Raw genomic sequence first — 22,637 nt, 5'->3', positions numbered from 1 at the left:
CAGCCCTCGCGGATCCTGCGTAGAAGGTGGATACCGCGCGGAAAGGGGAGCGCGATGCACGGCCCGGTTGTCGTAGGGGTGGACGGTTCGCCGTCGAGCATGGCGGCCGTGGAGATCGCGGCGCGCGAGGCCGGACTGCACGGCGTGGGGCTGCGGCTGGTGCACGCCTTCGGCTGGCCGGCCGCGCACATCCCGCACGGCGGCCGGCCCTGGGAGCCGAGCGGCGCCGGGATGCGTGAGCTGATCGACGGCACGCTCACCAAGGCCGAGGAGCGCGCGCGCGAGCTGGCGCCGCACGTCGAGATCACGCGGGACGTCGTCGTCGGGGAACCGGTGACGGTGCTGGAGATCGAGTCGCGCACCGCGTCCCTTGCGGTGGTGGGAAGCCGTGGCCACAGCCGATTCGGCGCCCTGCTGCTCGGCTCCACCGCCGGTCATATGGCCGCCCACGCGGCCTGCCCCGTGCTTGTGGTGCGCGGCAGGCCGGACCCGGAGGGGCCCGTGCTCCTCGCCGTCGACGGCTCGCCCGCGGCACGGGGAGCCGTCGAGTTCGCCTTCGCCGTGGCGGCCGCGCACGGCACGGACCTGGTGGCGCTGCACGCCTGGAGCACCCGGTCCGAGCGGGCCTACGACAGTCCCGCCGACCCGCCTTTCGTGACGTACGACGAGGGCCGGCTGCGTGACGAGGAGGAGCGCGTGCTCGCCGAGGCGCTGGGCGGACTGCGCGAGCGGTACCCGGACGTCGTCGTGCGCCGCAGGCTGGTGCGCGGCCGGATCCGCCACACCCTCGTCGAGGCCAGCGCCGACGCCGCGCTCGTCGTGGTCGGGGCGCGCGGCCGGGGCGGGTTCGCCGGGCTGCTCCTCGGCTCGGTCAGTCAGGCCCTGCTCCACCACGCGCAGTGCCCGGTCGCCGTCGTCCGGTCCGGCGGGGAGTCAGGCTCAGGCGGGGAGTGAGGCTCAGGCGGGGAGTGAGGCTCAGGCGGGGAGTGAGGCTCAGGCGGGGAGTGAGGCTCACAGGCTCGCCGCATGGTCCGGGACGTAGTTCCGCAGATCGCGGGGCGGCCGCCGGTAGCCGGTCGACTCCGGACGTTCGGGCAGGTCCAGCTCGGGCGGGTGGACCGCCTGGTACGCCACGGAGCCCAGCAGGTGGGCGATCATGTTCAGCCGGGCCCGGCGCTTGTCGTCGCTCTCGACGACGTACCAGGGCGCCTCGGTGATGTCGGTGTGCACCATCATCTCGTCCTTGGCCCGCGAGTACTCCTCCCAGCGGGCGACAGACTCCAGGTCCATAGGGGACAGCTTCCAGCGCCGCAGGGGATCCTCAAGCCGGCGCCGGAAGCGTTCCTGCTGCTCCTCGTCGCTCACCGAGAACCAGTACTTGCGCAGCAGGATCCCGTCCTCCACCAGCATCCGCTCGAAGACCGGGCACTGGCGCATGAAGAGCTGGTACTCCTCCTTGGTGCAGAAGCCCATGACGTGCTCGACACCGGCGCGGTTGTACCAGCTGCGGTCGAACAGCACGATCTCCCCGGCGGCGGGCAGATGCCCGATGTACCGCTGGAAGTACCACTGGGTCCGCTCGCGCTCGGTCGGCTTGGGCAGCGCCGCGATCCGCGCGACCCGGGGATTGAGGTGCTCCGTGACCCGCTTGATCGTGCCGCCCTTGCCCGCCGCGTCCCGCCCCTCGAAGACCACGACCAGCCGGGCGCCCTCGGCCCGCACCCACTCCTGCAGTTTCGCCAACTCCAGCTGCAGGCGCAGCAGTTCCTTCTCGTACGCCTTGCGCGGCAGCTTCTCCGCCTTGTTGCCGGCCATGCCGCCTCCCAGCTTCGAACGCCAGAACAGCACCGTACTGACCGGCGGCGGGCGTCGCACGCCCACTGGCAGGATGGGCGCATGGACGGTGTCGATCCGCACATCCACGTCGAACAGAGCGCGACCCGCTACGACGCCCGCGTGCGCGATCTTCTGGCCGGCACGTTCGGCCTGGTAGGCGATCTGCCGGAGAGGGTCGCCACCGGTTGCGGGCTGCGGTGCCGTTCGCGATGACCTCACCGCGGCCCGAGAGCGTCACCTGCCTGGCCTGTCGTCGGCACGCCCGCGCGGAGCACCTGAGCCTCGCCGAGCAGATGGCACGACTGGGCGGCATGCCGGGGGCCACCGTCACCGGCGCCCAGGTCGCAGGGGTGGTGGAGCACCATCGCGACCTGGCACGACGGTTCGTCGACGGGACCGGCCACACCGGGTGAGGCGCAGGTCCTCCGCCGGTCGCGGCGTCACGTACCGCCGCTGCCGAACGATCCGCTCCCGCCCTCGCTCCAGCGCGGGCGTTCCTGCGACGGGCTGGTCCGGGAGGGCATGTTGCCGTGGGCGGGAAGGTCGTGCGGGGTGACCCGCTGGTCGCTCTTGGGCACCTCGGCGGGCTCCCGGCGCTCCCGGACCTCGTGGACCGGGCCCCCGTCGGGCAGCCTGGGCTGTTCCTCCGGACGGGGCGGACGCGGTTCCCGGCGCCTGATCCGGGCGCCCAGGACAAAGGCGCCGATGAGCAGCGCCACGACGACCACACCGGCGACGAGCAACCCGACGGCGAGCGCGCCCCGAGCTGCGGCGATGTCCATCCAAGTCGTGTCCATGGGCTCGCGGGTACCCCTGGCACCTCGATGAACACGTCCGGCAACCCTGAAGAACCCGTTTGCCGCGACCAGCTGGAACGCCCGGCTGCCGGGCGAGAGAGTCGGGGTTTGGTGCGCCCGGCTCCGGCTACCCGCCCCTTGTGACATCGACAGCATCCCAGCAAGAGCTCGTCCAGTTCCTCGAGGACCGCTTCGCGTGCGCACAGGCCTGCACCGAGTGCGCCCGGACCTGCGCCCTGCGAGCGAGCCTCGTCGACCCGGACGCGGCCGAGGATCAGGACCTCGTGCGACGCAAGGGCATCCTGTGCGCCGAGGTGTGCGACGCGACCTGCCGTGTGCTGTCCGAGCAGGGCCGCATGGACGGGGACGCCGAGGCGGCCCTGCGGGTCCAGCTGGAGTGGACGCGGTCCGTGTGCCTGGAGTGCGCGCACGTCTTCGACGGGCACCCGGGCGCCGAGGACGCCGCGAAGGCCTGCCGGGACTGCGCACGGGCCTGCACGGACTTCATGAGCACGCTCGACTGACGGGTTGCACCGCCGCGCCGCAGCGGGCCGCACCGCATCCCGTCGCTCCTCGCCATTCCCAATTTCTGGAACACGTTCTACGGTGTGCGCCGACAGGACCGGCCTTGGGGAGCCTGGAGGCGCCGTGCATCTCGAATACTCGCCCGAGCAGCAGCGGCTGCGCACCGAACTGCGCGACTACTTCGCCCAGTTGGTGCCGGACCTCGCGCAGACCCTCCCCCACAGCCCGAAAGGCGTGGGAGGTGCCCCCATCACCGACCCGGCCGCCCAGAAGCGCCACTACCGCCGGACGATCAGGCGGCTCGGCGCGGACGGGTGGCTCGGAGTGGGCTGGCCCAAGGAGTACGGCGGACGCGGTCTGACCGCGATCGAGCAGTTCATCTTCTTCGACGAGGCGGCCCAGGCGGGCGTACCGCTGCCGCTGATGGCGCTCAACACCGTCGGCCCGACGATCATGCAGTACGGCACGGAGGAGCAGAAGGCGTACTTCCTGCCGAAGATCCTCTCCGGCGAGATCGACTTCGCGATCGGCTACAGCGAGCCCGACGCGGGCACGGACCTGGCCGCCCTGCGGACACGAGCCGTGCGCGACGGCGACGAGTACGTCGTCAGCGGGCAGAAGATCTGGACGACCAACGGCGACACCGCCGACTGGGTCTGGCTGGCCGTTCGCACCGACCCGGACGCCCCGCCGCACAAGGGCATCACCATGCTCCTCGTCCCGACCACGGACCCGGGTTACTCCTGCACCCTCATCAACACCCTCGCCTCGCACGACACCACCGCCAGCTACTACGAGAACATCCGCGTCCCGGTCTCCCGCCGCGTCGGCGCCGAGAACCAGGGCTGGCGCCTGATCACCAACCAGCTCAACCACGAACGCGTCACGCTCGCCGCCCACGGCACGATGGCCATCCGCGCGCTGCACGACGTCCAGCGCTGGGCCATGGAGACCAAGCTCGCCGACGGCCGCCGGGTGGTCGACCTGCCCTGGGTGCGCCGCCGGCTCGCCCAGACCCACGCCAAACTCGACGCGCTCAAGCTCCTGAACTGGAAGATGGTGAGCGCCGTGCAGGACGGCACGCTCACCCCACAGGACGCCTCCGCGGTGAAGGTCTACGGCTCCGAGGCGCGCCGGGACGCGTACGCCTGGCTGATGGAGATCGTCGCCGCACCCGGCGCCCTGAAGGAGGGGTCGGCGGGCGCGGTGCTCCACGGCGAACTGGAGCGGGGCTACCGCTCGGCCGTCATCTTCACCTTCGGCGGCGGCAACAACGAGATCCAGCGGGAGATCATCTCGTGGATCGGGCTGGGGATGCCGAGGGTACGGCGTTAGCCTGCGGGCATGGGCGATCCCGGGCTGTTCACCCCGAGCTCCGTGACCTGGCAGATGCACGGCGACCCCATGATGTGGGTCGCCGGAATCCGCGCGCTCTACTTCCAGGCCCTCCATCCGCGTGCCGTCCGCGGCGTCATGCAGAACAGCGACTTCCGGCACGACGCCTGGGGCCGCCTCCTGCGCACCGCCAACTTCGTCGGGACGATCTCGTACGGCACCACCGAGGCCGCCGAGAAGGCCGGCGCGCGCGTGCGGAAGATCCACAGCATGCTGAGCGCCACCGACCCGGACACGGGGGAGCGGTACGGTGTCGACGAGCCCGAGCTGCTGCTGTGGGTGCACTGTGCGGAGATCGACTCGTATCTGCAGGTCGCGCGGCGCTCCGGCTTCCGCCTCACCGACGCGCAGGCCGACCGCTACATCGACGAACACCGCGTCAGCGCCCGCCTGGTGGGCCTGGACCCCGACGCCGTACCGGCCAACCAGGCCGAGATGGCGGCGTACTTCGACAAGGTGCGGCCCGAGCTCGCGTGCGGATCCGAGGCACGCGCGGTGGACGACTTCCTGCTCCGCCCGCCGACGCATCCCCTTCTCGTCCCGGCGCGCGAGGTGCTGTGGCGGCGCGTGGCGCAGCTGGCGTACGCCGCTCTGCCGCCGTACGCCCACGAGCTGTACGGCAGACCGGTGCCGGAACCCGCCACCGTCACCCGTCAGTTGCGTGCCACGGGCACCCTGCTGCGCGCTGTTCCCGCACGTCTGCGCTGGCAACTCCCGCCCAAACACATCCTGCGCGCCATGGCACGACTCGGCCCCGGCTCGCGCCCGGCACCGTACAAACTCGGACGATAGCTCGCCATACTGGACGAGCCGGGGGAGGGCAAGGCTGACCGTGACGGGGGGCGATCGCGGGCGATGGGGGACAGCAGGCTGATCCAGGGCCGGTACCGGCTGCTCGATCCGATCGGGCGCGGCGGTATGGGCGAGGTGTGGCGTGCGCGCGACGAGTCGCTGGGCCGGCATGTCGCCGTGAAGTGCCTCAAGCCGCTGGGACCGCAGCACGACCACTCCTTCACGCGTGTCCTGCGGGAGCGGTTTCGCCGCGAGGCCCGGGTGGCCGCGGCGCTCCAGCACCGCGGGGTGACCGTGGTCCACGACTTCGGCGAGTCCGACGGGGTCCTGTTCCTGGTCATGGAGCTGCTCCAGGGCCGCAACCTCAGCCAGCTCCTGGAGGACAACAAACACCATCCGCTGCCCGTCCCGGACGTCGTCGACATCGCCGACCAGGTCGCCGCCGCCCTCGCCTACACCCACCAGCAGGGCATCGTGCACCGCGACCTGAAGCCCGCGAACATCATGCGGCTCGCCGACGGCACGGTGAAGATCTGCGACTTCGGCATAGCGCGCCTCGCCCATGACATCGGCTTCACCTCCCGGCTGACCGGCACCGGCATCGCGATGGGCACACCGCACTACATGTCGCCGGAGCAGATCGGCGGGGAGGAGGTGGACCAGCGCAGCGACCTGTACTCGCTGGGATGCGTTCTCTACGAGATCGCCACCGGAGTACCGCCGTTCGACCTCGACGACCCCTGGGCGATCCTCGTCGGCCACCGCGACACCGCGCCCAGGCCGCCGCGCAGCCACCGCGCCGAGCTGCCCGAGTACTTCGAGCAGGTCATTCTCGACCTGCTGGCGAAGCGACCCGAGGAACGACCGCACGACGGACGTGAGTTGGGCCGCCGGATCAGTCTGGGGCGTACGACACCGGCCTATGTGCCGACCGTGGTGACCCCGCAGCCGGACCTCAGGCCCCCGGCGCCCGTGAGCCGCGAGCCCCGCCTGCCGTCCTGGACCCGCGGCATGACCACCGGCCACAAGGCCACCGGCGCGGGCCTGCGGACCACACCTCCGGACGCGGGTGCCGCTCTCACCGGCGAGTGGATCCCCCGGCCCACGACCGGCCGGCCCGAGGAGGCCGCCGTCCCCGACGAAACGCCCACGCCCTCCGCGGCGGCGCTCGCGGCGCTGGCCGGACGGCACAACGCCGGTCTCAGCCTGGGCCGACTGGGCCGCTGGACCGAGGCGGGCGAGGTGCACCGGGCCGTCGCCGCCGAACGTGAGCACCTCCTCGGCCCCGACCACCCGGACACCCTCGCCAGCCGCTACGAGGTCGCCTTCACCCTCAGCCGCACCGGCCGCGCCGCCGACGCCCTGCGCGAGTACAAGCACGTCGCCCGGGCTCGCAGTCTCTCCCTCGGCCCCGACCACCCCGAGACGCTTGCCGCCCGTCAGGAAATGGCGTACGTACTCGGCCAGCTGGGCCGCCACTTCGACGCGCACCAGGTCTACACGTCCGTACTGACGGCACGGGAACGCGCCATGGGCGCCGACCACCCCGACACGCTGCGCTGCCGCCACAACCTCGCCTTCAACCTGAGCAGACTCGGCCGCCTGGAGGACTCCTACCGAATGGCCGGCGAGGTCGCCGTCGCGCGCTCCCGCGTCCTCGGCCCGCACCACCCCGACACCCTGGTCACGCGCTACGAAGTCGCCTACGCGCTCGGCCAGTTGGGACGCTGGGCCGAGGCCCTGCAGACCTACCGCGAGGTCGCCGACGCCCGCGCGCAGGCCCTCGGCCCGGACCACCCCGACACGCTCGCCGCCCGCTACGAGGTCGGCATCAGCCTCGGCCGCCTCGGCCGCAGCGCGGAGGCGCTCCAGCTCTACCTCGACCTGATCGACGACCGCACCCGCGTCCATGGCCCCGCCCACCCGGAGACCCTGCGCGCCCGCCACGGCCTCGGCGTGAACCTCGGGCGCCTCGGACGCTGGGAGGAGGCCCTCGCCGAGTCCCGGGACGTGTGCGCGATCCGTGAGCGCGTGCTGGGCCCCGACCACACCGACACCCTGGTCAGTCGGCGCGAGGTCGCGGTGAGCCTCGGCTGGCTGGGCCGCTGGCCGGACGCGCTCACCGAGTACCGCAGGGTGGCCACCGCCCGCGAACACGTCCTCGGCGCCGACCACCCCGACACCCTCGCCAGCCGGAACGACGAGGCCCACTGCCTGGAGCAGCTCGGGCGGGGCGCGGAGGCGGTGGAGCTGTACCGGAGGGTGGCGGTGCTGCGGCAGCAGCGGGCGTCCTCAGGCCGGTGAAGGCCGGTGGCGGGAGGTGACTCCGGCGCGTTCACCTATGGCCGACCTAGATCATCACGTGTTACGAAGAACCATGCCAGCACACGAGGGACACCCGGGACACCGTACGTACGACGCCGTCATCGTCGGCGGAGGCCACAACGGCCTGGCCGCCGCCGCCTACCTGGCCCGGGCCGGACGGTCCGTGCTGGTGCTGGAGCGACTGGACCACACCGGGGGCGCCGCGGTGTCCACGCGGCCGTTCGCCGGCGTCGACGCTCGGCTCTCCCGCTACTCGTACCTGGTCAGCCTGCTGCCCAAGAAGATCGTCCGGGACCTCGGCCTGGACTTCCGCGTCCGCACCCGCAATGTCTCCTCCTACACGCCCGTGGACCGGGACGGACAGCCGACCGGACTGCTCGTGGGCGGTGGCGAGCGGCGCACCCGGGAGGCGTTCGCCCGGCTGACCGGCGGCGAGCGCGAGTACGCGGCCTGGCAGCGCTTCTACGCCATGACCGGCGAGGTCGCCCAGCGGGTCTTCCCGACCCTCACCGAGCCCCTGCCGAGCCGCGAGGAGCTGCGCCGCCGGGTGGACGACGAGGAGGCCTGGCGGACCCTCTTCGAGGAGCCGATCGGCGTCGCGATCGAGGACCGCTTCGCGGACGACCTGGTCCGGGGCGTGGTCCTGACGGACGCCCTGATCGGGACCTTCGCCGACGCCCATGACGCGTCGCTCAAGCAGAACCGTTGCTTCCTCTATCACGTGATCGGCGGCGGTACCGGCGACTGGGACGTCCCCGTCGGTGGCATGGGCGCCCTCACCGACGCCCTGGCCACCGCGGCGCGCGACGCGGGCGCGGTCGTCGTCACCGGGCACGAGGCGGTACGGATCGACACGGACGGACGTACCGCGGAGATCAGCTATCGCACGGCGGACGGGGAGGGGGTCGTCGCGGCCCGGCACGTCCTGGTGAACGCCTCCCCGCAGGAACTGGCCGCCCTCACCGGCGACATCGCCCCGGCCCCTGCCGAGGGCGCCCAGCTCAAGGTGAACATGCTGCTCAAGCGCCTGCCCCGGCTGCGCGACAGCTCCGTCGACCCGCGCGAGGCGTTCGCCGGCACCTTCCACATCGCCGAGGGCTACGACCAGCTGGCCACCGCCCACGCCCAGGCCGCCGCCGGTGAACTCCCCGCCGCCCCGCCGTCCGAGATCTACTGCCACTCGCTGACCGACCCGACGATCCTGGGCCCCGCCCTCGTCGAGCGGGGCTACCAGACCCTCACCCTGTTCGGCCTGCACACGCCGGCCCGCCTCTTCGAACGCGACAACGACGCCGTACGCGACGAACTGCTGAAGTCGACGCTCGCCCAGCTGGACTCCCACCTCGCCGAGCCGCTGGCCGACTGTCTGGCGACGGACGCCGACGGACAACCCTGCATCGAGGCGAAAACCCCGCTGGACCTCGAGCGCGACCTGCGCCTGCCCGGCGGCAACATCTTCCACCGCGACCTGGCCTGGCCGTACGCACAGGAGGAGGCCGGCCGCTGGGGCGTGGAGACCCGCCACCCGAACGTGCTGCTGTGCGGAGCGGGCGCGGTGCGCGGGGGAGGGGTGAGCGGGGTGCCGGGGCACAACGCGGCGATGGCCGTGCTGGAGGCGGTCGGCGACTGAGACCGGCCCTGCCCAGTCCCGGACGCGGCCGCCCACCTGGAGGACCACGCCGGTGACGTAGGACGCGCGGTCACCCACCAGCCTTGCGGCAGCCTGGGCGATCTCCTTGTGGGCCGGCGCCCGCCCCGACGGCGTCGTCGGCCCGTCACCGTCAACTGCGACGACGTCCTGGACATCGCCGACCGCGACCAGCGGGTCGTGATCCGCACCGCCACCCCGGGCACGCCGCCCGAGGACGCGCTACGGTTGCTGGCCGTCATCGGCAGGCAACGCCTGGACGCGCCCGGCTGAGCCGCCGGCGCCGGCTCGGCGGTCAGTTCACGGAAGCGGTCCACCCGCTCGCCGTGATCCGCGCCGCGTCCGCCGGCCGGGCCTCGTCGAAGAGGACGCTGTGCGCCGTCTCGACGTGCAGACCGTCGACGTACGCGCCGCGGCCCACGTACAGCTTGTCGGTGGTGTACCGCCAGCGCAGTACCAGCTGCCGGTGCGCGGGGAGTTGCGCCGTGAGGCGGTGCCAGACGCGGCCCGACCAGCCGGTGACGGCGCCGGTCGGGTGGGCCTGCGGTCGCTCGCCCTGGCGTTTCGTCGCGAAGGGGAGCGGTGCCCAGGTCGCCCCGCCGTCCGTCGTGGCCTCCAGGACCAGGACGTCCGCCTGCGGCTCGGTGTCCCACCACACGGCGCAGTGCAGCTCTGCCTCGCCGGAGGACGTGTCCAGGGCGGGGAGCGTGAGCGTCGCGCTCGTGGCGGTCGCCATCCCCGAGAACCAAGCCGTACGGCCGTGGCGTGGTCGGACCGCTGCAGCACGGGCCATGTTGTCGGCCGCTGCGACCCGGGGCGCGGAGCCGGAGCGCCAACTGCGCACCGGGTGGACCGAGTTGCCGAGGACGACGAGGAAGGAGTCGGTGGTCGGGTCGAGGACGAGGGAGGTGCCGGTGAAACCTGTGTGTCCCGCTGTGCGCGGGGTGGCCATGGCGCCCATGTACCAGTGCTGGTAGAGCTCGAAGCCGAGGCCGTGCTCGTCGCCGGGGAAGGCGGTGTTGAAGTCGGTGAACATCAGCTCCACGGAATCCGGCTCAAGGATGCGGCACCTGCCGTAGGCGCCGCCGTTGAGCAGTGTCCGGCCGAGGACCGCCAGGTCCCACGCGCTCGAGAAGACGCCTGCGTGGCCTGCGACCCCACCCAGGCTGAAGGCGTTCTCGTCGTGTACTTCGCCCCGGACGAGCCCACGGTCAAGGCCGGACCACGGCAGCCGGGCGTCCTCGGTGGCCGCGATCCTCGGCTTCCAGGCGGCGGGCGGGTTGTAGCGGGTGCGGCGCATGCCGAGCGGGCCGGTGATCTCGTCGTGGAGAAGGGCGTCGAGCCCGCGGCCGGTGATCTCCTCCAGGACGAGCTGGAGGGAGATCAGATTCAGATCGGAGTAGAGGTACTTGGTGCCCGGAGCGTTCAGCGGCGCCTCGTTCCAGATGAGTTGGAGCTTCTCCTCGTACGTCGGTGCTTTGTACAGCGGGATCCAGGCGCGGAACCCGGAGGTGTGGGTGAGGAGCTGACGGATGGTGATGTCCTGCTTGCCTGCGCGGCCGAAGTCCGGGAGGTAGGAGGCGACCGTGGCCTCCAGCCCGAGTCGACCCCGTTCGATCTGCTGCACCGCGAGGATCGACGTGAACAGCTTGGACACGGAGGCCAGGTCGAAGACGGTGTCCTCGGCCATCGGGATCTGCTGGTCCGGCGGAAGCTCCACGCCGGTGTCGGTCGTTTCGTCGTACGCCTCATAGCGCACGGCCATCCCGATGGGCTGGTGCAGGGCCACGGTGTCGCCGCGCCCGGCGAGGAGCACGGCGCCGGCGTACCAGGGGTGTTTGGGGGAGGGGCCCAGGAACTTCTCGGCGTCGGTGACGAGCCGGCGGAGGTGGGCGGCGAGGAGGCCGGCGCGTTCGGGGGAGCCGTGGCGCAGGGTGGGGCTCGCGGTGCGCGCGGCTGCGGCTGCCGCCGCGGGTCCTGCGGGCAAGGGGGCGATGGTCAGGGCGCCGCCCAAGGCGACCGCAGTCCTGCCCAGTTGACGCCTGGTCGGTCCGGTTCTGCCGTCGGTCATCGAGGTTCCTCCCGCCACGCCGGCTGAAAGTATCTTTCCGGGATCACCTTGCGTGGTGAAACTTTCGTGTCAGCCGGGACTCGTGTCAACGGCAAGGCCGGTCCATAGATCTGACGGTGTATCAGAAAAGGCCTTCCGTCGTCCGGAGGACTGCGGCATCCTGCGCCCATGCAGACGGAGCTGAGCAAGAAACTGGGAGTCGAGCACGCCATTTTCGGCTTCACGCCGTTCCCCGCCGTCGCCGCGGCCATCAGCCGGGCCGGCGGCTTCGGAGTGCTCGGCGCGGTCCGCTACACCGCCCCCGACGATCTCAAACGCGACCTCGACTGGGTCGAGGCGCATGTCGACGGCAGGCCCTACGGGCTGGACGTCGTCATGCCCGCGAAGAAGGTCGAGGGCGTGACGGAAGCCGACGTCGAGGCGATGATCCCGGAAGGGCACCGGGAGTTCGTCAAGGACACCCTCGCCAAGTACGGCGTGCCCGAACTGGCCGAGGGGGAGGCGTCCGGCTGGCGGATCACCGGGTGGATGGAGCAGGTCGCCCGCACCCAGCTCGACGTCGCCTTCGACTATCCGATCAAGCTGCTCGCCAACGCGCTCGGTTCACCGCCGACGGATGTCGTCGAACGTGCCCATGACCAGGGCGTGCTGGTCGCCGCCCTCGCCGGCAGTGCCCGGCACGCCCGCAAGCACGCGGAGGCGGGGATCGACATCGTCGTCGCCCAGGGCTATGAGGCGGGCGGCCACACCGGTGAGATCGCCTCCATGGTGCTCACCCCGGAGGTGGTGGAGGCGGTCGACCCTCTGCCCGTCCTGGCGGCCGGAGGTATCGGGAGCGGCCAACAGGTAGCGGCGGCATTCGCTCTCGGCGCCCAGGGTGTGTGGCTGGGCTCCATGTGGCTGACCACCACAGAGGCCGACATGCATTCCCCCGGCCTGACCCGCAAACTGCTCGCCGCCGGGTCCGGCGACACCGTCCGCTCCCGCGCCCTGACCGGCAAGCCCGCACGCCAGCTGCGCACCGAGTGGACCGACGCCTGGGACGACCCGGAGGGGCCCGGCACCCTCCCCATGCCCTTGCAGGGACTCCTCGTGGCCGAGGCCGTCTCCCGGATCCAGAAGTACGAGGTCGAGCCGCTGCTCGGCACACCCGTCGGCCAGATCGTCGGCCGGATGAACAGCGAACGCAGTGTCCAGGAAGTCGTCGACGACCTCACCCGCGGCTTCGAACAGGCCGTGCACCGCATCAACCGCATCGCCGGAAGGAGCGGCCAGTGACGAGCACCCCCGCCACCCCCACCGTGAGCACCCCGCCGGTCGGCTTCTGGGCCCAGGCCGCCGCCGATCCCGACCGCCCGGTCCTCGTCGCCCCCGACGGCGAGCAGTGGACCGCCGGGCGTCTGCACTCCGCCGCCAACCGTCTCGTCCACGGCCTGCGAGCGGCCGGCCTCGGACGCGGCGACGCCTTCGCGGTCGTCCTCCCCAACAGCGTCGAGTTCTTCACGGCATACCTGGCCGCCACCCAGGCCGGCCTCTACCTGGTTCCCGTCAACCACCACCTCGTCGGCCCCGAGATCGCCTGGATCGTCGCCGACTCCGGCGCCAAGGTGCTCATCGCCCACGAGCGCTACGCCGACCCCGCCCGCCAGGCCGCCGACGAGGCCGGGCTCCCCGCCACCCACCGGTACGCCGTCGGCGAGGTCGGGGGCTTCAGGCCGTACGTCGAACTCGTCGACGGACAACCGGAGTCGGCGCCCGCGGAACGCGAACTCGGCTGGGTCATGAACTACACCTCGGGCACGACGGGCCGCCCCCGCGGCATCCGCCGCCCGCTGGCCGGCAAGCCGCCCGAGGAGTCCTACCTCGGCGGTTTCCTAGGCATCTTCGGCATCAAGCCGTTCGACGCCAACGTGCACCTCGTCTGCTCGCCGCTCTACCACACCGCGGTCCTCCAGTTCGCGGGCGCCTCCCTGCACATCGGCCACGGGCTGGTCCTGATGGACAAGTGGACACCCGAGGAAATGCTGCGCCTGATCGACAACCACAAGTGCACGCACACCCACATGGTCCCGACGCAGTTCCACCGACTCCTCGCGCTTCCGCAGGACGTAAGGGGCCGCTACGACGTCTCCTCCATGCGGCACGCCATCCACGGCGCCGCCCCGTGCCCCGACCATGTGAAACGGGCCATGATCGAGTGGTGGGGCCACTGCGTGGAGGAGTACTACGCGGCCAGCGAGGGCGGTGGGGCCTTCGCGACCGCCGAGGACTGGCTGAAGAAGCCCGGCACGGTCGGCAAGGCCTGGCCGATCAGCGAGCTCGCGATCTTCGACGACGACGGCAAGCGGCTCGCGCCCGGCGAACTCGGCACCGTCTACCTGAAGATGAACACCGGCGGCTTCAGCTATCACAAGGACGAGGCCAAGACGAAGAAGAACCGCATCGGCGACTTCTTCACCGTGGGCGACCTCGGCTGTCTCGACGAGGAGGGCTATCTCTTCCTCCGCGACCGCAAGATCGACATGATCATCTCCGGCGGGGTGAACATCTACCCCGCCGAGATCGAGTCCGCCCTGCTCGCCCACCCGGCCGTCGCCGACGCCGCCGCCTTCGGCATCCCGCACGACGACTGGGGCGAGGAGGTCAAGGCCGTCGTCGAACCGGCCCCCGGCCACGAGCCCGGCCCCGCCCTCGCCGCCGCGATCCTCGACCACTGTGCCGGGCAACTCGCCGGCTACAAGCGGCCCAAGAGCGTGGACTTCATCGCCGAGATGCCGCGGGATCCCAACGGGAAGCTGTACAAGCGGCGGTTGCGGGAACCGTACTGGGAAGGCCGTACCCGACCCGTGTGAGGTGGCCCGGCACCGGACCGGGGTCCGGGGCGGGCCCCTTCACGATCGCGGGTGGGGAAGAGACTCCAGAGCTCTCGCGAGCCCGGTCGAGTCGGTGCCGATCTTCCGGTAGACGGCGGACAGCAGATGGCGCACGCCATGCTCGGTGAGGTGGGTTTCCTTGGCGATCACCGCCACCGGCTTGCCCTGGGCGGTCAGTTCGGCGGTCCGGCGCTCCTGAGTGGTGAGCGTGTCCGCCTGCGTGTACCGCAGTGGCAGGGGACGCAGCCCAGCCGCGGACAGCTCCTCCCTGGCCCGGGCGGCGAGCGCCTCGGCCCCGCAGTGGACAGCGCCTTCCAGACCTTGGTAGAGCCGGTCGGCGGCCTCCTGAAGCCGCCCGTTGCGGGACAGCGCGGCGCCGTGGCCGACCTGGGCGCGGGCAAGCTCGTACGACGCGGGGGACTGCTCCAGGTGGTCGACCGCCTCCGCGTACAGGTCGAGCGCCGTCGTCCCGCCGGTCACCTCGGCGAGGGTGTGGAGGGCCTGGCCGATGGTGGAGGCGGCGCCGAAGTCCCGGGCGCGCTTGACCGCGTCCTGGGCTTGGCGGATCGCCTCGTCCGGGGCGGTGGGGGCGAGTGCGGTCGCGAGCCGCAGCTGCCACGGGCACCAGGCCGGGTTGCGCCAGGCGCGTTGGTCCAGCCACTGCCCGACCGAGGCCAGCACCGGCGCCGCGTCCGCGTGCCGCCCCTCGGCCAGCAGCAGTTCCGCGTAGACGGTGCGCGGGTCGGGGTAGATGACGGCGTTCGAGGCCGTCTCACCGAAGTGGTGCTCGTCGGCGAGGGCTCGCGCCTCGGCGATCCGCCCACGCGCCAGCAGGGTCTTGATGAGGATGCCGACGCCGAACCACTGGGCGGCCACGACTCCTTCCACCTTGTCGGCGGTGCGCAGACCCTCCCGTACCTGATCCTCGGCTTCGGCGAGGCACCCACGGCGGTAGCGGATGTAGCCGGCGATCGTCTGGCCGAAGGCCAGGTGCGAGCCGTGCCAGCCCTTGCTCACGCATTCGTCGATGCCCTGGTGGAACAACTCCTCGGCCCGTCGCGGCTGGTCGCCGTACATGAACACCAGGGCGACCGAGAGCGGTACCTCGAAACCCCGGTTCTCGTCGGTCCAGCTCAGGCCGCCGCGCAACGCCTTCTCGGCGTACGAGAGGGCGGTCCGCCGTGGTTCGCCGCGCTTCACGGCATCCCAGGCCCGCAGCCCCAGGATGTAGCGCTCCTCCAGACTGCGACCCGGCAACTGCTCGGCCAGGCGCGCCAGCGTCCGGGAGCGGGCCGGTCCGTCGGGGTCCTCGGTGCGGACCATGCTCCAGACGAAGTGATCCGCCTGCATGCGCAGTTTGACGCGCGGATTCGAGGCGTGCCGCGCCTCCTCGGCGGCCACCGTCACGGCCTCGGCCAGCCGGTCCGTGTGGGCCAGAGCCGTCGTCAGCCGGAACACGATGGAGGCGTGCAGGTCGGGGTCGACGGAAGGTTCCGCCAGCGCCTGACGCAGATGCCGCACCGTGGCCGTGGGCTCGATCAGGAACGTGGCGCACGCGAGCTCGTGAAGGATCGCCGCGCGGTCCTCGGAAGGCGGCGGTTCCTGCAGCGCGCGGGTCAACAGGCGTCCGGCGGCCTCTGTCGCACCGGCGCGAAGGTACTCGCGGGCAGCCTCCCGCAGACACGCGACCGTCTCGGCCCGGCCCTCGCAGGGGACCTCCAGCAGATGCCGGGCGGCGGCGACGGGGCCGTATCCCGCGGCCAGCACGGCTTCCGCGGCGGCGTCGTGCAGACCGACACGGAAGGCTGAGCTGATGGACCGGTAGATCGTCGTGGCGATCAGCGGATGTACGAACTCGAGCTCACCTGCGGGACTGTGGCCGTCGGCCAGGATCCTCGCCCCGCGCAACTTCTCGGTCGCCTCGGCGACGGCCTCTTCGCCGAGCACCGCGATGGTCGCGGCCAGCTGCGGTGAGAAGGGTGAACCCAGCACGGCCGCCGTGTGTGCGAAGCGGACAGTAGCGGTGTCGAGTCGTTCCAGACGCTCGATCAGTCCCGGGCCCTTGATCGCCGCGGCGAGCTCGCGCATCGCCGGCAGGTCCGCCTCGGTGCCCCTCGAGTTCCGCTCGCGGAGCCCGATGGCGAGCTCAACCGTTTCGAACGGGCTTCCCCCCGTGGCCGACCAGCACTCCTTGCAGAACCGGTCCTCGGCGGCCTCCCCGAGCTCGTTCCTGACGATCTGCGCCACGCCGTCCGCGGAGAGCCGCGCCAGGTCGTGGGGGCGGTCCCCGTGGTCCGCGACGAGCGCGAGGAGTTCGTCGGCCTCGGTCGGCAACTCGTCGGGCCGGTAGGCGACCACGATCAGCAGCGGAAGGTCATCGACCCGGGTCGCGAAGGAGCCCAGCCAGTTCAGGGACTCGGCATCCGCCCAGTGCAGGTCGTCCAGGAGCAGGACCACCGGCGCCTTGCGCACCGTCAGGCGCGTCATGACCCAGTCGAGACCCTCGCGCACCCCGGTCGGGTCCGGCGCGGGGGCCGGACCCCGCGCCTCAAGACCGAGTACGCCGGCGACGATGTCGTACCAACTCCCCAGGAAAGCGCGGAGTTCGGCCCCGTCCATCCTCGCGAGGGAAGGCTGCACCAATTGGCGCACCACACGGAACGCCGACTCCTGTTCCTTCTCCCCGCCCCTGCCCGAGAGCACGGTGAACTTGTGCGCGGCGGCCCGGGCGCGTGCCTGCGTGATCAGTGCCGTCTTGCCCAGTCCGGCCGGCCCCGTGAAGGCGAGCAGACCCCTGCGCCTCGCCCGCGGCACGCCGTCCGTGGCGTATCGCAACTCCTTGAACGCGGCATCGAGGGCATGAAGTTCCTGCCGGCGCTCGATCAACGCATGTTGCTCCGTGATCGGGTGCCGTGGCTCCATCGCCATCTGCCGTACCGCCTTCTGTCGTTCGGCTCCGGGACGGCCGAGCGTACGCCTCGCGGAGCTGGGGCAGGCCGGATTGGGCACCAACGGGTGAATCATCCACTGCGGGAGGGAGAAGGCCCGTCCCCCGGGTATGAGGTCGGGATGGACACCCTCAGGTGAAGCTGTCGCGGCAGTACGGCAGGGGCCATTACGGCACGGCGGACACCGACGCCACATCCGCATAGCGTGGCACCGTACGGGACCAGTGGTAACACCCGCGGATCCAGCCGATCATGCCTTCCACATAACCGATGCCCGCGGCACTCAACTCCGGTTCGATCTCCGCGTGGAGTTTCTGGAACTCCTTGATCGCGCCGTTGATCTCCTGGATGGCGAGGACCACGGCGGCCTGCAGCGAGCATCGGTGCTCGCGCCGATGGGCGAGGGCCAGGTTGATCATCTCGCCCGCCCGCTCCTCCTTCACCGCGGAGAACAGGTCGGCCGTCCACACCGCCACGTCGGACGACAGCCGGCTCAGTCGCCGTACGACGGGGTGGTGGAGTTCGGTGAGGGCCATTTCGCGGGGCTGGGCAGCCTCGTACAGCGGGTAGAACGGCTCGACGCCGGCGGTCAGCGACCGTATGGAGATGCAGTCTGCGGTACCCAGCGTGCGAGGGTGGGCCTGCGCCACCGCTTCGTACAACAGGCCGTGCACATACTCACGGCTCTTCCAGGCCCACCGTGCGGCCTGGCCCGGCGTGCACCGCTCCCGGACCTGCCGGTGGAGATCGGCCAGGGCCGCGCCGAGCGGGGTGCTGGGCGGCAGGCCGTCCCGCAGAATCGCGATGCTCTCCAACAGCGTGGGCAGCAGCAGACCCGGTGAACGGCGGCCGACTTCCTCCGCCCAGTCGTCGAAGACGAATTGATAGGCGATCTGATTGGCGACGATCTGGAGGAGACCGGAATCCATGGTGGGGCTGGTGTAGGACGCGAGCTCCGCGGGGCGCGTGCGGGCGATCATCGCCGCCACTCCTGGTTCGTCGGTCAGCCCCCACACGGTCAGCCAGGCGTCGACGCCGGCCGTGGCCGCGGATTCGCGCCGATTCCGCTGGAAGGGGAAGGGCATCTCGAGGTGCGCGTCGATGAGTTCCCTGAGATTGGGAGCCCGAGTTCCGCCCGGTACGCCGACAGTGATTTCCTCATTCGTTGTCGACACTGCTGTCACCTGCCATTCGGGAATCCGAAGCGCGATGTGCGGCCTGTACTCGGGTCGCGGAGGACGGTGCGCCGGACGGTAGGGACGGACGGGGTTCGCAGGTCATGACCAGGGAACGCGGCCCCATGGTGATCGCGGGGCGAGGTGTGCGCTCGACGTGCCCGGGCAGATGACGCAGCTGTCGACGGCCCGCGATGGTCGCGAGCGCCAGCGTCGCTTCGACCATCGCGAACTCGTCCCCGAGGCACTTGCGGCTGCCCGCGGAGAACGGAATCATCGCGCGGCGCTGCGCCGCGGTGATCTGCCCCGGCAACCAGCGGTCGGGGAGGAAACGGTCGGGTTCGGCGAACGACGAGCGGTCGTGATGCAGGAGGTAGGGGCTGTACAGGACCGTGGTGCCGCGGGGCAGCGGGTGCCCGGCGAGTTCGGTGTCCTTGGTGGCGACGCGGGTGAAGAGCCAGCCGGGGGAGGTGTGGCGCAGCGTCTCGGAGACGACGCACCGGGTGTAGACGAGGTGTGCCAGATCGTCGGGGCCGGGTCGTCGGCCGCCGGGGAGTACGGCGTCGAGTTCGGCGTGCAGGCGGCGTTCGGCCTCCGGGTGGCGAGCCAGCAGGCTGAAGGCGTCGGCGAGGCACAGTGCCGGGGCCTCGACACCCGTCAGCAGCAGCGTGATCAGGTGATCGTGGACCTCCTGGTCGGAAATGGCTCCCGCTCCGCCGTCACCGCGCGCGGCGGCCAGCAGAGTGTCCAGTACGTCGTCGTGGGAGGCCCCCCGGCGCCGGTCCGCGATGGCGTCGTCGATGATCTCGTGCACGCGGTCGACCGCGTGCAGGTAGCGGCGGTTGGCGGGGGTGGGAAGGCGGAAAAGGGCGTCGATCGGCACCGCCGTGCGGACGAACAGCCCACGGACGATGTCGGTGAGACAGTCCCGCACCTCGGCGGCCGTCGCGTCGTCGAGCGAGTCGGACAGCAGGACACGGCTGATCACCCGCGTCGTCAGCGCCATCATCGCCTCACTGACCGGGACCGCCTGCCCGGCCTGCCAGTCGCGGCACACCGACTCCGCCTCCTCGCAGACCAGGTCCGTGTAGGTGGCGACGTGGGAAGGCCGGAAGGCGGGTTGCAACAACCTTCGCTTGTCCCGGTGCGTCGGTTGGCGGCAGGTGACGAGGCCGTCACCCATCAGCCTCCCGAGTTTGTCGTAGAGAGGGCCCCCCTTGTCGAAGGTGTGCGGATCCCTGAGCATCTCGTGGACCAGCTCCGGGTGGCACACCATCCAGGCACGCTGGGGGCCCAGCCGTATTTCGACCAGATCCCCGTACGCGGGCAAAGAATTCAGAAACGCAAGCGGTCGGCGGAACAACGCGATACCGTGACCGAGGATGGGGAATATGCCTGGAGCAGTACCTGTCCGCCATACTCGCTCCTGTTCGGGAACAACACGGCTCATGAGTACCTCCTGTCTGGCGCGGCACGTGAAATCGGTGAACGTGCCACGGACTTGATACTTGAGACAAGTCCTGCCCAGTCCGAGCGGCGTTCGGTTTCCCGAAACCTTTCTTCAAGGGGGCGCACAGGAGCACAGAGGAGTAAAAGAAGCATTCGGCGAAATGCTCGTTTGTGTAACGTGCATCGACGGCCGTGCTCATCCGTCGCTCAGGTGTGGCCCCGCCCCATCGGGGACGGGACCACAGTCGCTCAGCGTTCGCGCACGCGGACAACCTTCAGGACGGGCGACGACAGGATGTCCTTCTCACAGAACCGCGCCGTCACCCACCTCTCATCCGAGAACAGCCGAGTCTGGTCCCGGAAGTGGGCCGAGTTCGGGTTCGACGACTGCGCGTACGTCAGCAACGTACGGGCCACCGGACAGCGGCTGCCGTCCCAGCCCACCGCCTGGATGTGGCTGGAGCCCGTCGTCACCTCTGCGTAGCCGCCCTGCGCCGTGTTCCACACCGGCTCGATCTTGTTCCACACACCGAGTCCCTCGGTGCCGCCCGGAACGGGAACGCGCTGCCCGTTGCGCACGACGAACTGGTGCTTCCCCAGGCGGGAGTCGAGGGCGATGCCCGCCGCCCGCAGTTCGGCGACCGTGTCCGCGAGGGCCGCGGCGAAACCGGGAGCCCCGGTGTTGAGCGTGTTCGGGGTGCGCACCGGGTCCTCCGCCGAGAACGGCACCTTCCACCGCTGAGCGCCCGGCACCTTCGCCGTCAGCTTCCGCCAGAAGCGGTCGAAGAGCAGGGCACCCCGACTGCGGGTGTCCATGGTGCCGTCCCAGGCCGCGAGCACCGGGCACGCTTCGGTGACGTCGACCGCCTTGCCGTCGCTGCCCGTTGCCGTACCGCCCGGCAGCGCGGCGCACGCCTTCGCAGTGTCGCCCGCCGCCAGGGCGGCCGCAGGCACGCGGTTCGCGAACTGCTGGCGCTCCAGATCCCGGACGGTCAGATCGCCCCGCTGCGCCATCGCCGCCACGTCCTCGATCGCGCCGCGGGTGCGCAGGGAGCGCTGCGTTCCGACGTTGCCGAAGACCCGCTCGTAGCCGGTGAGCGGCCGGTCGGCGTTGGCCAGCCAGGCGCTGTCGTTGGAGTTCTCCGCGTACGGCGCGTCCTTCAGCGTCGGCATGCGCGCGGGCCCGAAGATCCCGGGCTGAACGGCGTCGGCGTCGCTGCCGAGCGCGCAGTCGCCGCGGGAGCCGTCGAGGACCGCGAGTCCCGCGGCCGGGTAGGTGGCCTTGCCGACGTCCGTGGAGCATCGCGCCGCCAGGTCGTCGGTGACGCGGGGCAGGACCTGCGACTGGGTGTAGAGGGTGTGCCCCGAGCGGTCCGCGGCGATGGTGTTCACCCACGGGAGCCCCTGGCTCCGGGCGAGGGTCGAGAGAACGTCCGCCGTGCCGCGCGCCTTGCTGAATCCGAGCGAGGTGTCCGCGAACCGCATGTTGGCCGCGTTCGGGTCGTTGAGCGCGTACGCCGACGTCGCCGTCCATGGCAGCGGGAGGTCACCGTCCAAGGACGCGACGACCGGGCCGTACCGTGTCCACCACTGGGTGCGGCTGACAGGGGCACCGCCCTTGACCGCGACGCTCACGGTCCGCTTCTTCATCCGCTCGGCCTTGCCGTCCACGAGGTAGACCGTGGGGTCGGCCGGATCCAGCGTCAGCCTGTGCAGATTGAACGGGACACCCGTCGCGACGGTGTGGCTCCACGCCACATGGGAGTTGTAGCCGATGGAGATCGCCGGCGACCCGAGCAGTGACCCGCCGGCGACGTCGAGCTCGCCGGGGATCGTCTGCTGCGCCTGCCAGAAGCGGCGTCCGCCGTGCCACGGGTAGTGCGGGTTACCCAGCAGCAGCCCGCGCCCGTTGGCCGTGGTGTCACCATGGAAGGCGACCGCGTTCGACCCCATGTCCGCGTCGCCCGCCCGCTCGCGCACGGCCCGGATCAGGGCCGCGGCATCCGGGCTCGTCCCGATGCCCTTGCCGTGGGCGGCCGAACCCGTGGGCGGCCGCGCGGAGGTGATGTCGTCCACGGCGCCGCCCTGACCGCCGAGCACCGCGATGGCGTAGGAGCGGGCGGCCACGTCCAGCGGGGTGATCGGCCGCACCCAGGCGGCGCCCTTGCACGCGGGGTCGGTGATCCGGTTCTGCTTCAGCCAGGTGTTGTACCCGACGGCGAAGCCACGCATGAGGTCCTTGACCTGCCGGCTCGGGCCGCGCGGTGCGGGTTCGGCGAGCAGCTTCTCCACGGTGCGGGTCTGACGTACGCCACGGAAGTACAGGTCGCTGGAGAGGTTCGTGGTGGCCGATGACAGTGACATGTCGGTCGCCGCGTCCGGGCCGAAGAAACGGGAACGCTCGCCCCGCACGGTCACGAACCCGTCGGCGAGCGTGCACACCTGGTCGGCGGCCTGCGCCCAACCGGTGCCGAAGCCCATGGACCTGTAGTCCTTGGCGAGTATGTGCGGAATGCCGTACTCGGTGTAGCGGACGACGGCGGACATACCGCCGTGTGACAGCTGTTCGTGCGGGTTGTGCCGGTCCTGCGGGTCCTGCCGGTCGGCCGCGGACGCGGGCAGCCCGGCCACGGTGGCGAGCAGGGCGACGGCCGCGACGACGAACCGTCTGGGGCGGGTGCGCATGGTGCCTCCCAACGTCATTGAGGGAAGGAGCCGTTGAGCGTACCAACGGGTATGTGTCCCCGGTCAGTGTCGGGCCTGCTTCTTGACCCGGCCCTGCGACGCACCGAGGATCATGTGT

17 protein-coding genes and 1 pseudogene are annotated in these 22,637 nt (G+C 71.2%); 11 read left to right on the top strand and 7 right to left on the bottom strand.

Going from position 1 to position 22,637, the window contains the following annotated elements:
• The first annotated feature begins 54 nt into the window (after window positions 1–54).
• Window positions 55–954 (top strand): universal stress protein, encoded by a 900-nt coding sequence (locus ACFY5C_RS09175; protein WP_389442360.1) that lies wholly within the window; start codon window positions 55–57, stop codon window positions 952–954.
• A 57-nt stretch (window positions 955–1,011) separates the two neighbouring features.
• Here the strand turns inward: ACFY5C_RS09175 and ppk2 are convergent, their stop codons facing one another.
• Window positions 1,012–1,815, bottom strand: coding sequence for a polyphosphate kinase 2 (gene ppk2, locus ACFY5C_RS09170; protein ID WP_389442359.1), 804 nt, complete (start codon window positions 1,813–1,815; stop codon window positions 1,012–1,014).
• Window positions 1,816–1,896: 81 nt separating this feature from the next.
• Here ppk2 and ACFY5C_RS09165 point away from each other — a divergent pair, with 81 nt between their 5' ends.
• Both ACFY5C_RS09165 and ACFY5C_RS09160 read left to right on the top strand, forming a co-directional pair.
• On the top strand, window positions 1,897–2,049 hold the full coding sequence (locus tag ACFY5C_RS09165; RefSeq protein ID WP_389442357.1) for a hypothetical protein: 153 nt from the start codon (window positions 1,897–1,899) through the stop codon (window positions 2,047–2,049).
• Window positions 2,046–2,249 (top strand): hypothetical protein, encoded by a 204-nt coding sequence (locus ACFY5C_RS09160; protein ID WP_389442355.1) that lies wholly within the window; start codon window positions 2,046–2,048, stop codon window positions 2,247–2,249. Before ACFY5C_RS09165 ends, ACFY5C_RS09160 begins: the two co-directional genes overlap by 4 nt.
• Window positions 2,250–2,276: 27 nt before the next feature.
• Here ACFY5C_RS09160 and ACFY5C_RS09155 read toward each other — a convergent pair whose 3' ends face one another.
• Complete coding sequence (locus ACFY5C_RS09155; protein ID WP_389442354.1) at window positions 2,277–2,633, bottom strand: DUF6479 family protein; 357 nt, start codon at window positions 2,631–2,633, stop codon at window positions 2,277–2,279.
• A gap of 140 nt (window positions 2,634–2,773) precedes the next feature.
• Between ACFY5C_RS09155 and ACFY5C_RS09150 the strand changes: the two genes are divergently transcribed.
• The 6 genes and pseudogenes from ACFY5C_RS09150 to ACFY5C_RS09125 form a co-directional block, all read left to right on the top strand.
• The gene (locus ACFY5C_RS09150) at window positions 2,774–3,157 is read left to right on the top strand and encodes a ferredoxin (protein WP_389442352.1); all 384 of its coding nucleotides are present in this window, start codon (window positions 2,774–2,776) and stop codon (window positions 3,155–3,157) included.
• A gap of 124 nt (window positions 3,158–3,281) precedes the next feature.
• The gene (locus tag ACFY5C_RS09145) at window positions 3,282–4,493 is read left to right on the top strand and encodes an acyl-CoA dehydrogenase family protein (RefSeq protein WP_389442350.1); all 1,212 of its coding nucleotides are present in this window, start codon (window positions 3,282–3,284) and stop codon (window positions 4,491–4,493) included.
• A 9-nt stretch (window positions 4,494–4,502) separates the two neighbouring features.
• The gene (locus ACFY5C_RS09140; protein ID WP_389442348.1) at window positions 4,503–5,345 is read left to right on the top strand and encodes an oxygenase MpaB family protein; all 843 of its coding nucleotides are present in this window, start codon (window positions 4,503–4,505) and stop codon (window positions 5,343–5,345) included.
• 63 nt (window positions 5,346–5,408) lie between these two features.
• Window positions 5,409–7,649, top strand: coding sequence for a tetratricopeptide repeat protein (locus ACFY5C_RS09135; protein ID WP_389442346.1), 2,241 nt, complete (start codon window positions 5,409–5,411; stop codon window positions 7,647–7,649).
• Window positions 7,650–7,722: 73 nt separating this feature from the next.
• The gene (locus ACFY5C_RS09130) at window positions 7,723–9,300 is read left to right on the top strand and encodes a phytoene desaturase family protein (protein WP_389442344.1); all 1,578 of its coding nucleotides are present in this window, start codon (window positions 7,723–7,725) and stop codon (window positions 9,298–9,300) included.
• Window positions 9,301–9,441: 141 nt separating this feature from the next.
• A pseudogene (locus tag ACFY5C_RS09125) lies at window positions 9,442–9,591 on the top strand (transcriptional regulator); the annotation flags it as partial.
• A 22-nt stretch (window positions 9,592–9,613) separates the two neighbouring features.
• Here the strand turns inward: ACFY5C_RS09125 and ACFY5C_RS09120 are convergent.
• Window positions 9,614–11,389, bottom strand: a complete 1,776-nt coding sequence (locus tag ACFY5C_RS09120; protein ID WP_389442341.1) for a serine hydrolase — start codon at window positions 11,387–11,389, stop codon at window positions 9,614–9,616.
• A gap of 168 nt (window positions 11,390–11,557) precedes the next feature.
• On the opposite strand from ACFY5C_RS09120, the gene ACFY5C_RS09115 reads away from it, so the two are divergent.
• Window positions 11,558–12,667 carry an NAD(P)H-dependent flavin oxidoreductase gene (locus ACFY5C_RS09115; protein ID WP_389442339.1) on the top strand — a complete coding sequence of 370 codons (1,110 nt, stop codon included), beginning with the start codon at window positions 11,558–11,560 and terminating at the stop codon, window positions 12,665–12,667.
• Window positions 12,664–14,241 (top strand): acyl-CoA synthetase, encoded by a 1,578-nt coding sequence (locus ACFY5C_RS09110; protein WP_389442337.1) that lies wholly within the window; start codon window positions 12,664–12,666, stop codon window positions 14,239–14,241. The genes ACFY5C_RS09115 and ACFY5C_RS09110 overlap by 4 nt, the downstream gene beginning before the upstream one ends.
• A gap of 39 nt (window positions 14,242–14,280) precedes the next feature.
• Here ACFY5C_RS09110 and ACFY5C_RS09105 read toward each other — a convergent pair whose 3' ends face one another.
• From ACFY5C_RS09105 to ACFY5C_RS09090, 4 genes are all read right to left on the bottom strand, one after another.
• The gene (locus tag ACFY5C_RS09105) at window positions 14,281–17,190 is read right to left on the bottom strand and encodes an ATP-binding protein (RefSeq protein WP_389442335.1); all 2,910 of its coding nucleotides are present in this window, start codon (window positions 17,188–17,190) and stop codon (window positions 14,281–14,283) included.
• Between the two features lie 187 nt (window positions 17,191–17,377).
• The gene (locus ACFY5C_RS09100; protein ID WP_389442334.1) at window positions 17,378–18,385 is read right to left on the bottom strand and encodes a (-)-alpha-amorphene synthase; all 1,008 of its coding nucleotides are present in this window, start codon (window positions 18,383–18,385) and stop codon (window positions 17,378–17,380) included.
• Window positions 18,369–19,835, bottom strand: coding sequence for a cytochrome P450 (locus ACFY5C_RS09095; protein WP_389442331.1), 1,467 nt, complete (start codon window positions 19,833–19,835; stop codon window positions 18,369–18,371). Before ACFY5C_RS09095 ends, ACFY5C_RS09100 begins: the two co-directional genes overlap by 17 nt.
• A 248-nt stretch (window positions 19,836–20,083) precedes the next feature.
• Complete coding sequence (locus ACFY5C_RS09090) at window positions 20,084–22,519, bottom strand: penicillin acylase family protein (protein ID WP_389442329.1); 2,436 nt, start codon at window positions 22,517–22,519, stop codon at window positions 20,084–20,086.
• Window positions 22,520–22,637: the final 118 nt, after the last annotated feature.

The organism is Streptomyces sp. NPDC012935 (assembly GCF_042900345.1).
Lineage (GTDB): Bacteria > Actinomycetota > Actinomycetes > Streptomycetales > Streptomycetaceae > Streptomyces.
Note: the sequence above shows the minus strand (reverse complement) of the source record. Positions and strands in the feature narration are given on the sequence as shown.